The sequence below is a fragment of the Carbonicoccus niuqiaonis genome (assembly GCF_050157065.1).
Taxonomy (GTDB): domain Bacteria; phylum Actinomycetota; class Actinomycetes; order Propionibacteriales; family Propionibacteriaceae; genus Avipropionibacterium.
In genome coordinates, this window is the sequence record NZ_CP189573.1 from 1290529 (window position 1) to 1303702 (window position 13174).

Here is a 13174-nt window from a genome sequence, read left to right on the forward strand (position 1 = left end):
TGTCAGGGGTCACGTTCGACCGGGGAGGACGAGGGGGCGCGCGACCACGGTCATCGCGACCTCCGACACCCGGGCCGGGTGTCGACGGTCGCCGGGCGTCATGATCAGGTGGTCGGCGGCGCTGGCGCCGAGGTCGGCCCAGCGGGGCCGGACCGAGGTGACGATCAGGTCGGCTGCGTCGGACAAGCCTTCGAAGCCGACCATGGCCGGCCAGTCGTCGCGCGGCACGCCACGTCGACGGAGCTCACGGGCGAGCATGATCAACACCATGTCGTCGGCGCCGATGCAGGCGTCGAACTCGTCGAGCCGGTCGGCGGCGTTGCGCGCCACCTCGGCCAGCGCACGTTCGTAGTGCTCGGGGCCCACGCCTTCGGCCGGCTCGGGACGGATGCAGAGCAACGTCGCTCGCGGGCGGCGTCGCCGTACGGCTTCGGCCCAGCCCCGCGCTCGCATCCGGGACCACCGGAAGTACGGGTTGTCCGGGGTGTGCAGGCCGAGGAAGGCGATCGACTCGTGGCCACCGCGGAGCAGTTGTTCGGCCGCCAACCGCCCGCCGCTCACGTTGTCCAGGTCGACGAAGCTCACCCGGTCGTCGACAGGGTCGCCCGGTGGGATGCGGCCGCCGAGGTAGGCGACCAATCGGGTCGCGGGCTCGAGGGTTGCCAGGACCTCGTCCAACCGAACCCCTGCGAACGCGAAGACCCCGTGCACCGTTGGCAGTGACGCCTGCGACTGTTGACGAAGAAAGTCCTGGACCCCGAGCACGACGGACTTCCCGCCGTGCCAGGCCATGCGGTCCTCGAAGCCGTGGGCCGCCGTCGGCAGCGGGGCCATGGCAGGTTCGCCGGGCTGTCGCGGCTGGTAGACCATGACGTAGCAGCCGGGTTGTCGATCATGGAGCTCGGCGACGAAGATCCCCACCGACGGGACGGACTCCAAGGTGCCGTCGTCCAGCAACGGCTGCAGGGTGGCCAGCACGGTCGGCTTCGACAACTCGTACTGCTTGGCCAGGCTGGTGAGCGACGGGATCTGGTCACCCGGGCGGAGCTCGGCCCGATCGATGGCGCTCAACAGGCCCGAGACCAACTCGCTCCGACGCCGGTTCGCCTGCAGCCTGCTGGTCACGTGCCCTCCGCTCACCTGTGAGAAGAACTACCGGTTCCTACCGGTTCTCTCAGGCAACCAACGTCGCCGGGCAAAAGTCAAGCGTCGGGCAGGAACGTCCGTACGGTCCGCAGTACGCGACGGATCACCTCGGGCAGGGAGGCGACCACGTCGACCTCGGCATGGCGTTCGTCGTCGTCGAGTTCCTCGAGGGTGGCCACCTGTGACTCCAGCAGCGCGGGCGGCATGAAGTGTTGCCGCTCCCGCATCCGTTCCATGATCAACTCGGGGTCCCCGGTGAGGTGGATGAAGATCATCTGGTCGTCGGCCTGCCGCAGGTGGTCGCGATAGATCCGCTTCAGCGCCGAACAGGTCAGCACCACCGGACGGCCCCGATCGTGTGCCTCGCGGATCTCCTCGACCAGGATGTCGAGCCACGGCGCACGATCTTCGTCGGTGAGCGGGGTGCCGCTGGCCATCTTCGCGACGTTGGCCGGTGGGTGGAAGGCGTCGGCCTCAAGGAAGTCGGCCTGCAACTCGTCGGCGACGGGCACGGCGACGGACGTCTTGCCGCTGCCCGAGACCCCCATCACCGCGACGGTCCACGGGCGTCCTTCATCGAGGCTCATCAGCTCAGCGCTCCTTCGGTGAGGCCTTGCCCACGATGGTGCCATCACGCTCGATGCGATCGCCGAGCACCTCGTCGATCGCCACCAGCAACGCCTTGTCGAGCTTCACGTCGGCAGCTGCGGCGTTGGCGGTGACCTGCTCGGGCCGCGAACCGCCTCCGATGGCCGAGGCCACGTTGTCCGACGACAGCACCCAGGCCAGCGCGAGCTGGGCCATCGTCAACCCGGCCCGGTCGGCGATCGGGGCCAGCCCGGCCACCCGCGTCAGGGTGTCGTCGTCCAGCAGGCGCTTGATGAACTGGGCACCACCGGCCTGGTCGGTGGCCCGGGAGCCGGCGGGCGGCGGTTCGCCGACCTTGTACTTGCCGGTCAGCACGCCCTGGGCGATCGGCGAGTACACGACCTGGCTGAGCCCGAGCTCACGGCAGGTGGGGATGACGTCGGCCTCGATGATCCGCCACAACATGTTGTACTGCGGCTGGTTCGACACAAACGGAATGTGCAGTTCGCGGGCGAGGGCGTGCCCGGCGCGGATCTGCTCCGCCGTCCACTCGCTGACCCCGATGTAGAGCGCCTTCCCCTGCCGGACGACGTCGGCGAAGGCCTCCATCGTCTCCTCCAGCGGCGTCGCGTGGTCGTAGCGGTGCGCCTGGTAGAGGTCGACGTAGTCGGTGCCGAGGCGACGCAGCGACCCGTTGATCGACTCGTGGATGTGCTTGCGTGACAGCCCGGTGTCGTTGGGGCCCTTCGGTCCGGTCGGGAAGTAGACCTTGGTGAAGATCTCCAGGCTTTCGCGGCGTTCCCCGGCCAGCGCGTCGCCGAGGATCTTCTCCGCGGCCGTGTTCGCGTACGTGTCGGCGGTGTCGAAGGTGGTGATGCCCGCATCCAGCGCCGCCCGGACGCACGTCGTCGCCTGCTCCGCCTCGACCTGGCTGCCGTGGGTGATCCAGTTGCCGTACGAGATCGCCGAGACCTTGAGTCCACTGTTGCCGAGGTACCGGTACTCCATCACTGTCTCCTTGTGGTGTTGGTCTCCGTACGGGCCCGAGCCCGTCAGCAGGGTGTCGTCAGCAGCGTGTCAGAAGGTGTGGCCGCGCTCCACCTGGGGTGCGGGCATCCGGAACCGACGGATCTGCGTGGCCCGCATCGCGCCGTACATCACCAAGCCCCGGAAGTTGGGGTGGGACAGCTTGCGGTTCGCCACCTTCTTGAAGCCGCGCCACATCAGCACGATGTCAATGATCACGACACCGATGAAGGCGTACATCAAGAAGGTGGAGATGAGCACCATCTCGGGGATGACACTGGCCAGGAACTGCAGGGCCAGCAGCACGATCAGGCTCGGCAGCAGGAACTCACCGAGGTTGCGGCGCGCATCGATCCAGTCGCGCATCAGGGCCTTCTCCGGGGACGCCTCGCGCGCCTGCATGGCCCGGGCCCGATCCTGGCGCTCGAGCTTGGCCTTGCGGGCCTTCGCCTCCTTGGGCGACAACGACGGATTGACCCGTTCCCGGCGTGCCGCCTCCGCCTCCTTGCGGGTGGGGGTGGGGGCGTCCTTGCGTTGCCGACCGGCCGTCGTCGGTTCGGCGTCCGGCGCCAGTTCGACGGGTGCCTCCGTGGCGCCCGCCTTGTTCCTGCTGAAGATTCCCACGCTGTCCTCTCGAGTCCGTGCCCTTCGATTCTGTCATGCGCGAACCAATCCCGGCCGGTTCGGCCACGACGGCCTCGACCGGCCGGACGCAGGGGTGGGCGGCTACGCTGGGACACGGCACCCCAGCCGGGTCGTCGCGAAGGCGTCGGCACACCACGCTCCACGGGACACCACGCACCGGGAGCCCACGTCCGATCGGAAGGACCGTCCGAACTCATGAGTGGAATCTTCCAACGCCTCTCGATGATCTTCCGCTCCAAGGCCGACAAGGCCCTGGACAAGGTCGAGGACCCGCGCGAGACGCTCGACTACTCGTACCAGAAGCAACTGGACCTGCTGCAGAAGGTGCGCCGGGGCGTGGCCGACGTCGCGACCAGCCGCAAGCGGGTCGAACTGCAGGCCCAGCAGCTCAACCTCGAGGCCGAGAAGTACCAGAAGGCCGCCAAGACGGCCCTGTCGCAGGGGCGTGAGGACCTGGCCCGCGAAGCGCTCAGCCGCCGCGCCGGGCTGGAGCAGCAGATCGCCGACCTGCAGACCCAGCACTCCCAGCTGCAGGCCGAGGAGGAGAAGCTCACCCAGGCCAGCAAGCAGCTGCAGACGAAGGTGAACGCCTTCCGGACGCAGAAGGAGACGATCAAGGCCAAGTACTCCGCTGCCGAGGCGCAGACCCGGATCAACGAGGCGTTCTCCGGCATCAGCGAGGAGATGGGTGACGTCGGGCACGCGATCCAGCGCGCCGAGGACAAGACGCAGCAGATGCAGGCCCGCGCCGGCGCGATCGACGAACTGCTCGCCAGTGGTGCGCTGGACGATCCGAGCATGCAGACCAAGGACGACATCACCCTCGAGCTGGAGCGGATGGCCTCCGGCGCCGCGGTCGACGACGAGCTGTCGCGGATGAAGGCCGAGCTCGGCCAGGGCCCGGCGAGCAAGCCGGAGCTCACCGGTGGCAACGGTGCCGAGTCCACCGCCGAGCCGTCCGGCCCGATCGCCCGGCCGGTCGACCCGGAGTCCTCGGAGTTCCAGCAGTACCCACCGACCTCGGGGAACGGGGAGAACACCGAGGGAGGCACCCGATGATCATCCGCATCCTGGGCGAGGGGCAGTTCCGGATCCCCGACGACGCCGCACTGGCGGAGATCAACAGCGCCGACGAGGCCATCGAGGCCGCCCTCGAGTCCGAGGACGAGACCGAGCTGCAGCGAGCCCTGCAGGGCGTCCACGACGCGATCATCCGGGTCGGCTCACCACTGGCCGTCGACGAACTGCGCGGCTCCGACATCATCATGCCGGGCGTCGACGCGACCGTGGCCGAGGTGCGCGAACTGCTCGGCGGCGACGGGCTGGTGCCGGACTCCTTCTGACCCGAGCTGAGACGACCCGACGTGAGACGACCCGACGTGAGACGACGAGGTGCCAGAATTGACCGCCGGCGATCCGCGGAGGTCGTCGGTGAATCCCGGCGGAAGGTGCCTCGTGAACCCGGTACGCGTGCTTCGTGTCGTGACGGCGGTCGTGCTGCTGGTCACCCTCGGCTGGGCCGTGCCCAGCGCCCACGCCTGTGCCTGTGGCGCCGTGGAGCCGTCCAACGAACGTGAACTCGGCGTCAACTCCGAGACCGCCGCGATCATGTACGACGGCACCACCGAGACGATGGCGATCTCGATGGGCCTGCAGACCAGCAGCCCGGAGGCGGCGTTCCTGCTGCCGTTGCCGACCACCGCGGAGGTGGCGACGGCCGACAAGGAGCTGTTCGACCAACTGTTCGACTACACCAAACCGGAGACCCGGACCCGCTACCGCTACTGGGAGTTCGGTGACGGCTCCGGCGGCGGCGGAGCGCCGGGGAGTGGCGCCACCGAGGGTGGGGCGACGGTCGAGGGACGCCAGCGGGTCGGTGACTACGACGTGGTGCAGCTCAGCGGGACCGCCGACGAGGTCGGTGAGTGGCTGACCGAGAACGACTTCCGGGTCCGGCCCGACGTCGTCGCCGGTCTGGGTGAGTACCTCGACCAGGACTGGAACGTGATGGCGGTGAAACTCGTCTTCGACGGCGACTTCACCGGTGCCATGGTGCCGCTGGTGGTCAGCTTTCCGACCGACGAGCTGGTCTATCCGATGAAGCTGTCGGGGCTGGCCGAACGGCGGCAGAACCTCCGCTTCTACGTGTTCGCCGAGCACCGGATGGACGTCCGCATCGGCGACACCGAGCTGTCGACGTACTTCGCCGGCCGGGTCGACGCCGCGACCCTGCGCGAGGCGGGTGCCCCGGCGGCCGCCGACCTGGTGGGCGACGGCGAGTACGTGTTGACCCGCATCGACGACCAGGTCAGGCCGGACCGGATCACCGACGACCTCGGCTTCAGCCCACACACGGCCGGTGACGTCGAGCACCGTGAGGTCGAGTGGGTCACCGTCGACCGGACCTGGGTCACGGTGCTGGCGATCGTCGGCGGGGTGCTGGTGCTGGCCGGTGCGACGTCGGCCGTCGCGCTGGTGTCGTACCGTCGTGGTCGTCGGGCCTGGCGGGGGGAGTGAGTCGAACGATGCGCGTACTGGTGGCGACCGACGGGATCGGTGGACTGAACTCCCGGGCCGCCGGTGACTGCCTGGGCAGCGGCTGGCTCGGCCAGGACGTGGCCGTCGTCCCCGTCGGGGAGAGCGGGCAGGGCTGGCTGCAGTCGGTCGCCGACCAGGTCGGGGAGGAGGTGTCGCTGGTCAGCCTCGACACCCCGATCGACGCCGACCCGGTGGTGGCGATGATGGTCGCCGGTGGGGACACCCTCGCGGTCGCCGTCGTCCCCACCAACGAACCCGCCCCGCGCGGCATCGACTGGACGGCCAGCTCGGCGCCGTTGGGGGAGGCGGTCGCCCGTGCCCTCGCCGAAGCCGGCACCCCTCGTACGATCGCGGTCGACCTGACCGGACTCGCCAACCACGACGCGGGTGCCGGCTTCCTGGCCGCACTCGGGGCCCGCGCCGACACCACGCTCACCGGCGGGGTCGCCGAGCTCGGCCGACTGTCACGCATCGACCTCACCCCGGTACGGCAGCTGCTCGGCGACACCGAGCTGATCGGGGTGGTGCCGGCAGACCAGCGCGACGACCACCTGCTCGGGCTGCGCGGCATCACCAGTCGGCGGGGCCGCGAAGCCGGCCTCGACACCGCACCGCTGCTGGCCGCCGACTCCGCCCTGGAGCAGTTCGTCACCGCCGCCGCCCCGGAGGTCGCCACCGAACCGGGCGCCGGCGCCTGCGGTGGGCTGGGCTGGGCGATCCGGGCCCTGGGCGGCACCCTGCACACCGGGCTCGGCCACGCGGCCGCCCGGTGTGACCTGCCGGGGCTCGCCGGGCAGGCCGACCTGATCGTCACCGGCTGCGACCGCTTCGACTTCGCCACCCGGGGTGGCGGCATCGTCGCCGGCATGGCCCAGTTCGCCGAGCAGGCCATGCGTCCCTGCCTCGTGCTGGCCGGCGAGGTGCTGATCGGGCTGCGGGAGATGCGGACGATGGGCATCGAGGCCGCGTACCCCGCCTGGCCGGACCTGCCGGTCACCGATCCCGCGGCCGCGCTGACCGAGCTGTCGGCCCGGGTCGCGCAGAGCTGGACGTTCTGACGTACGGGCAGGCCGTCGGGGACGCGCACCCCGACCGGTCTGGGACAACGCCGTCGGGCGACGTAGACTCGCCCACAAGCGCGAACACCGTCGTGGGGTACGGGAACAACCGGGCCACCGCGATTGTTGCGCCGAAGACGTACACCGACCGGAGGCACCCATGACTGTTCAGGACCAGACCGCAGCCGACGAGACCACGGCCCAAGGCGTGAGCCTGACCGACGGAGCCGCGAGCAAGGTCAAGGGCCTGCTCGAGGCCGAGGGCCGCGACGACATGTCGCTGCGCATCGCCGTGCAGCCCGGGGGCTGCTCGGGCCTGCGCTACCAGCTGTTCTTCGACGACCGTTCGCTCGACGGTGACGTGGTCGCCACGTTCAACGGCGTCGACGTCGTCACCGACCGGATGAGCGCCCCGTACCTCACGGGCGCGACGATCGACTTCATGGACACCATCGAGAAGCAGGGCTTCACCATCGACAACCCGTCGGCCTCGGGCTCCTGCGCCTGCGGTGACAGCTTCCACTGACCTGTCCTGAACATCGCACGCGACCCGCGTGGAACGGCTGCCCAGGCAGCGTTTCCACGCGGGTTTCGTCGTTCCCGGACGGTGCGGTGAACCGATGGTCGGAACCTGTGGTGACCCTTGCCGGACGACCGGGTCTCCTACGTTAGAGTGTCCCCATGACCGACGCTCGATCGGCAACGACGAACGAGCGGCTGGAAGCAGAGAGGGAAGACGTGGGTCTGGACAAGATCACTGCCCCGGGACGACATGGCCGTACGGCCAGGTGGTCTCGCCGGGTCGGTGCCGTGGTGCTTGCGCTGACTGCCCTGGCACTGGCCGGCTGTACTCCCGACCAGATGGACCAGTGGAGCCGGGTCGGGCTGCCGGAGGCCGCCAGTGACCGCGCTCCCGCCATGGGGAACCTGTGGGTCAACACCTGGATCGCCGCGATGGCGATCGGCGTGCTGGTCTGGGGCCTGATCATCTGGGCGATCATCGCCTACCGCAAGCGCTCCGACGCCGCCCCGCGGCAGACCCGCTACAACCTGCCGTTGGAGATCCTCTACACCACGGTGCCGTTCCTGATCATCGGTGTGCTGTTCTACTGGACGATCCGGGTGCAGAACGACGTGCAGGAGATGTCGGACAACCCCGACGTCACCGTCGACGTGGTGGGCCAGCAGTGGTCGTGGACCTTCAACTACCAGACCGAGGACACCGAGCTCGGCACCGACGTGCACGACATCGGCACCATCGAGCGGGTGCCGCGGCTGTACCTCCCGGTGAACCAGAAGGTCCGGTTCAACGTGAGCAGCCCTGACGTCATCCACTCCTTCTGGGTGCCGGCGTTCTACTTCAAGCGTGACCTGCTCCCCGGCCAGCCGACCTCGTTCGAGCTGACGCCGACGAAGGAGGGCGTCTTCGCCGGCAAGTGTGCCGAGCTCTGCGGCACCTACCACTCCGCAATGATCTTCGAGGTCCACGTGGTGTCGGAGGCGGAGTACCAGGCGCACCTGCAGGACCTGAAGGACCGAGGGCAGGTCGGCTCGTTGTACGGCCACGCCAACCAGCGCACCGTCACCGGACTCGACGGCGACGGCGAAGGGGAGGGCCGATGACCACCGCAGCACGCGTCGCCGACGTTCCGGAGGCCACCAGGAAGCCGAAGGGCCGGGTGGTCTGGAAGTACCTGACGACGACCGATCACAAGGTGATCGGCAACATGTACTTCGTCACCGCGCTCTGCTTCTTCGCGTTCGGCGGCCTGATGGCCCTGGCGATCCGCGCCGAGTTGGCGTTCCCGGGCATGCAGTTCATGCACTACGAGACGTTCAACCAGCTGTTCACGATGCACGGCACGATCATGCTGCTGTTGTTCGCGACACCGCTGTTCGCCGGGTTCGCGAATGCGATCATGCCGATCCAGATCGGCGCCCCGGACGTGGCGTTCCCGCGGCTGAACATGTTGTCGTACTGGCTGTACCTGTTCGGCGGCCTGATCACCGTCTCCGGCTTCCTCACCCCCGGTGGTGCGGCGAGCTTCGGCTGGTTCGGTTACGCACCGCTGTCGAATGCGGTCAACTCGCCCGGCATCGGCGGTGACCTGTGGATCATGGGTCTCTACCTGGCCGGTGTCGGCACCATCCTCGGTGCGGTCAACTTCGTCACCACCGTGCTGACCATGCGGGCGCCGGGCATGACGATGTTCCGGATGCCGATCTTCACCTGGAACATCTTCATCACCTCGATCATGGTGCTGATCGTGTTCCCGGTGCTCGGCGCCGCACTGCTGGCACTCGAGGCCGACCGGGCCCTCGGTGCGCACATCTTCGACCCCGCCAACGGTGGGGCGTTGCTGTGGCAGCACCTGTTCTGGTTCTTCGGGCACCCCGAGGTCTACATCATCGCGCTGCCGTTCTTCGGCATCATCACCGAGATCCTGCCGGTGTTCAGCCGCAAGCCGCTGTTCGGGTACGTGTCGCTGGTCGGCGCGACGCTGGCGATCGCGGCGCTGTCGATGGCGGTGTGGGCCCACCACATGTACGTCACCGGTGCGGTCAACCTGCCGTTCTTCGCATTCATGACGATGCTGATCGCCATCCCGACCGGGGTGAAGTTCTTCAACTGGATCGGCACGATGTGGCGGGGCAGCATCACCATGGCCACCCCCATGCTGTGGACCATCGGCTTCCTGACCACCTTCCTGTTCGGTGGCCTGACCGGCGTCATCCTGGCCAGCCCCCCGTTGGACTTCCAGATCTCCGACACCTACTTCGTGGTCGCACACTTCCACTACGTGGTGTTCGGCACCGTGGTGTTCGCGATGTTCGCCGGCTTCTACTTCTGGTGGCCGAAGTTCACCGGTCGGATGCTGAACGAGACGTGGGGCAAGATCCACTTCTGGATGCTGTTCCTCGGCTTCCACACCACCTTCCTGGTGCAGCACTGGCTGGGCGTCGAAGGCATGCCGCGCCGGTACGCCGACTACCTGCCCAGTGACGGCTTCCAGGTGCTGAACCAGGTGTCCACCGTCGGCGCGTTCCTGCTGGGTGCCTCGATGCTGCCGTTCCTGTGGAACGTGTGGATCACCCGGAAGTCGCCGAAGGTGACCACCGACGACCCGTGGGGTTGGGGCCGGTCACTGGAGTGGGCGACGAGCTCGCCGCCGCCGCGGCACAACTTCACCAGCCTGCCGCGGATCCGCTCCGAGTCGCCGGCGTTCGACCTGCACCACCCGGAGATCGCGCTGCAGGAGTACCAGGACAACGATGCCGATGCGGACGAGTTGATCGACGCCGGTGACGACACCGGGCGGGTCAAGCAGCTCGCCGCGCAGGCGAAGGAGGACAAGTCATGAGGATGGAGTCGTTCATCTTCGCCGTCCTGGTGATCTTCTTCGCCATCGTGGCCCCGGTGTACTGGTTCATGAGTGGGGACCCGACCGGGACCACGGCGCTCGCGCTGACCTTCGGCGTCTGCCTGATGTTGGGCGGCTACACGTTCCTGCTGGCGCGGAACCTGCCGAAGCGGCCCGAGGACCGCAAGGACGGCGAGATCGTGGAGGGTGCCGGTGAGCTCGGCTTCTTCCCGCCGTCGAGCATCTGGCCGTTGTACGTGGCCCTCACCGCCTCGCTGATCGCGCTCGGGCCGGTGTTTGGCTGGTGGCTGGCGTTGATCGGCCTGGCACTCGGCGTTGCTGCGGTCGCCGGTTGGCTCTACCAGTACTACCGCGGCGAGTTCGCCCACTGATTCCGAGTCAGCTGACCGGGCCCGGACGACGGCGACGTCGGACCTCGGTCAGCTGAGCCCGGCTGACGGCATATCGTGGACGGTATGTGCCGCAACATTCGTACCCTCCACAACTTCGAGCCGCCCGCGACCTCGGACGAGGTGCAGGCCGCAGCCCTGCAGTACGTTCGCAAGGTCTCCGGCAGCACCAAGCCGTCCAAGGCGAACGAGGAGGCGTTCAACCACGCCGTCGACGAGATCGCCCACATCACCCAGCACCTGCTGGAACACCTGACCACCACGGCCCCGCCGAAGGACCGTGAGGTCGAGGCCGCCAAGGCCAGGGCACGGGCACAGGCCCGCTACGCCAGCTGACGCGCTGACGTCGCGTCGATGGCGGACCTGCTCGGTATCACCTGGCTCGAGGCGCTCGCGGTCGCCCTCGGGACGGCCGGTGTCTACCTTGCCCTGTTGCTGATCGTCCGCATCCTCGGCCAGCGGGTGCTGAGCGGCATGTCGAGCTTCGACCTGGTCGCGGTGATCGCGTTCGGCTCGGTGCTCGGTCGCGCTGCCCTGGGGGAGAGCCCTCGGCTGGCCGGCGGGGTGGTGGCCCTGCTCACGCTGGTGGTGCTGCAGGCAATCACGGGACAGCTGCGGTCGTACCGGTTCGGGGCCCGGGCGATCTCGAACCGGCCGGTGTTGCTGATGGCGGGGGAGCAGGTCTGCGAGGAGAACCTGCAACGCTGTCACGTGCACCCGAGCGAACTGCAGTCACGGCTGCGGTTGGCCGGTGTCCGCAACCCCGGCGAGGTCGCCGCAGTGGTGATGGAGCCGTCCGGGGCGGTGAGCGTACTGAAGCGCGGTGAACCGATCGACCCGAGGCTCCTCAGCGGTGTGGTCGGGGGCGCCGACGTGCCCCAGGAACTCCTCGGCGTGCCTGGGGACCGTGGCTGAACCCGATGTCTCGGCCCGGGTCGGTGGTCACCAGCTGGCGTGCAGTGGGCGACCCTCGTCGTAGCCGGACGACGACTGGATGCCGACGGTGGCACGCTCGCTGAACTCGGCCAGGTTGGTCGCGCCGGCGTAGGTGAAGGAGGACCGTACGCCTGCCACGATCTGGTCCAGCAGGTCCTCCACCCCGGGACGTTCGGGGTCGAGGTACATCCGCGACGACGAGATGCCCTCCTCGAACAGGCCGGCGCGGGCCCGCTCGTAGCCGCTCTGCTCCCGGGTGCGCTGCTTGACCGCACGGGCCGAGGCCATCCCGAACGACTCCTTGTACATCCGGCCGTCCGGGGCGGTCATCAGGTCACCGGTCGACTCGTACGTCCCGGCGAACCACGACCCGATCATCACCGAGCCTGCCCCGGCGGCCAGCGCCAGCGCCACGTCGCGGGGATGGCGTACGCCACCGTCGGCCCAGACCGACTTGCCCAGCTCACGGGCCGCGGCCGCACACTCCAGCACCGCGCTGAACTGCGGGCGACCGACCCCGGTCATCATCCGGGTGGTGCACATCGCACCCGGGCCGACGCCGACCTTGATCACGTCGGCACCGGCCTGGGCCAGGTCGACGACCCCGGATGCGGAGACCACGTTCCCTGCCACCACAGGGATCCGGCGGCCGTCGCCGTACCCGTCACGGACGGCGACGATCGCGCTGAGCGACTCGATCATCTTCTCCTGGTGGCCGTGCGCGGTGTCGACCACGAGCACGTCGGCGCCGCTGTCGAGCAGCGCCTTGGCCCGCGCCTCGACCTCCCCGTTGATGCCGATCGCGGCCCCGACCATCAGCCGGCCGGCCGGGTCGAGGGCAGGGGAGTAGAGCGTGGAACGCAGGGCACCCTTGCGGGTCATCACCCCGGCGAGCCGGCCGTCGTCCACCACGATCGCGGTCGGCAGGTGCCGGCTCGACAACTCGTCGAAGACCGCCACCGGGTCGGTGCCGACCGCGACGGTGAGGGAATCGGTGATCATCACGTCGTGGACCTGGGTGAAGCGGTCCGCGCCGGCCGCCTCGGCCTCGCTGACCGTACCGATCGGCCGCCCGTCCTCGACCACCACGACAAGGCCGTGGGACCGCTTCGGCAGCAGGCTCATCGCCTCGCCGACGGTGGTGGCGGGGGAGACCGTGACGGCGGTGTCGTACACCGGGTGGGAGGCCTTCACCTTGGCGATCGACTCGCCGACCACCTCGGCCGGGATGTCCTGCGGAATGACCGCGATGGCGCCCCGCCGGGCGACCGTCTCGGCCATCCGACGGCCCGAGATCGCGGTCATGTTGGCCACCACCAGGGGCAGGGTGGTGCCGACGCCGTCGGAGCTGGTCAGGTCGACCTGCATCCGCGACGTGACGGCGGAGCGGTTCGGCACCATGAACACGTCGTTGTAGGTGAGGTCATGGGTCGGCTCAGTCAGGAATCGCACCGGACCAGTCTCC

15 protein-coding genes are annotated in these 13174 nt (G+C 68.8%); 10 read left to right on the top strand and 5 right to left on the bottom strand.

Annotation, left to right across the window (positions count from 1 at the left end; translation table 11 throughout):
• Positions 1-9: 9 nt before the first annotated feature.
• The 4 genes from ACQBAU_RS05905 to ACQBAU_RS05920 all read right to left on the bottom strand — a co-directional run bounded on the left by ACQBAU_RS05905 (position 10) and on the right by ACQBAU_RS05920 (position 3384).
• Positions 10-1125, bottom strand: coding sequence for a substrate-binding domain-containing protein (locus ACQBAU_RS05905; protein WP_465254824.1), 1116 nt, complete (start codon positions 1123-1125; stop codon positions 10-12).
• A gap of 77 nt (positions 1126-1202) precedes the next feature.
• A complete protein-coding gene (locus ACQBAU_RS05910) occupies positions 1203-1733 on the bottom strand; it encodes a gluconokinase (protein WP_434549353.1) in 531 nt (176 codons plus the stop codon).
• Positions 1734-1737: 4 nt separating this feature from the next.
• On the bottom strand, positions 1738-2742 hold the full coding sequence (locus ACQBAU_RS05915; RefSeq protein WP_434549354.1) for an aldo/keto reductase family protein: 1005 nt from the start codon (positions 2740-2742) through the stop codon (positions 1738-1740).
• 69 nt (positions 2743-2811) lie between these two features.
• A complete protein-coding gene (locus ACQBAU_RS05920) occupies positions 2812-3384 on the bottom strand; it encodes a DUF3043 domain-containing protein (protein WP_434549355.1) in 573 nt (190 codons plus the stop codon).
• A 216-nt stretch (positions 3385-3600) separates the two neighbouring features.
• On the opposite strand from ACQBAU_RS05920, the gene ACQBAU_RS05925 reads away from it, so the two are divergent.
• The 10 genes from ACQBAU_RS05925 (at position 3601) to ACQBAU_RS05970 (ending at position 11688) form a co-directional block, all read left to right on the top strand.
• A complete protein-coding gene (locus tag ACQBAU_RS05925; RefSeq protein ID WP_434549356.1) occupies positions 3601-4464 on the top strand; it encodes a PspA/IM30 family protein in 864 nt (287 codons plus the stop codon).
• Complete coding sequence (gene pspAA / locus ACQBAU_RS05930; protein ID WP_434549357.1) at positions 4461-4748, top strand: PspA-associated protein PspAA; 288 nt, start codon at positions 4461-4463, stop codon at positions 4746-4748. Before ACQBAU_RS05925 ends, pspAA begins: the two co-directional genes overlap by 4 nt.
• Before the next feature lie 112 nt (positions 4749-4860).
• On the top strand, positions 4861-5922 hold the full coding sequence (locus ACQBAU_RS05935) for a DUF2330 domain-containing protein (protein ID WP_434549358.1): 1062 nt from the start codon (positions 4861-4863) through the stop codon (positions 5920-5922).
• An 8-nt stretch (positions 5923-5930) separates the two neighbouring features.
• Positions 5931-7001: a glycerate kinase gene (locus ACQBAU_RS05940; RefSeq protein ID WP_434549359.1), complete on the top strand. Its 1071-nt coding sequence runs from the start codon at positions 5931-5933 to the stop codon at positions 6999-7001.
• Positions 7002-7161: 160 nt separating this feature from the next.
• Positions 7162-7527, top strand: coding sequence for a HesB/IscA family protein (locus ACQBAU_RS05945; RefSeq protein WP_434549360.1), 366 nt, complete (start codon positions 7162-7164; stop codon positions 7525-7527).
• Positions 7528-7682: 155 nt separating this feature from the next.
• Positions 7683-8624 carry an aa3-type cytochrome oxidase subunit II gene (gene ctaC / locus ACQBAU_RS05950; RefSeq protein ID WP_465254823.1) on the top strand — a complete coding sequence of 314 codons (942 nt, stop codon included), beginning with the start codon at positions 7683-7685 and terminating at the stop codon, positions 8622-8624.
• The gene (ctaD, locus tag ACQBAU_RS05955) at positions 8621-10363 is read left to right on the top strand and encodes an aa3-type cytochrome oxidase subunit I (protein WP_434549362.1); all 1743 of its coding nucleotides are present in this window, start codon (positions 8621-8623) and stop codon (positions 10361-10363) included. Before ctaC ends, ctaD begins: the two co-directional genes overlap by 4 nt.
• Entirely contained in the window at positions 10360-10755 is a 396-nt protein-coding gene (locus ACQBAU_RS05960) for a cytochrome c oxidase subunit 4 (protein ID WP_465254822.1), read from the top strand. The genes ctaD and ACQBAU_RS05960 overlap by 4 nt, the downstream gene beginning before the upstream one ends.
• An 84-nt stretch (positions 10756-10839) precedes the next feature.
• Positions 10840-11109, top strand: coding sequence for a DUF2277 domain-containing protein (locus tag ACQBAU_RS05965; RefSeq protein WP_434549364.1), 270 nt, complete (start codon positions 10840-10842; stop codon positions 11107-11109).
• Between the two features lie 18 nt (positions 11110-11127).
• Positions 11128-11688, top strand: coding sequence for a DUF421 domain-containing protein (locus ACQBAU_RS05970; RefSeq protein ID WP_434549365.1), 561 nt, complete (start codon positions 11128-11130; stop codon positions 11686-11688).
• 27 nt (positions 11689-11715) lie between these two features.
• On the opposite strand, the gene ACQBAU_RS05975 is transcribed toward ACQBAU_RS05970, so the two are convergent.
• On the bottom strand, positions 11716-13161 hold the full coding sequence (locus tag ACQBAU_RS05975; RefSeq protein WP_434549366.1) for a GuaB1 family IMP dehydrogenase-related protein: 1446 nt from the start codon (positions 13159-13161) through the stop codon (positions 11716-11718).
• Between the last annotated feature and the right edge of the window lie 13 nt (positions 13162-13174).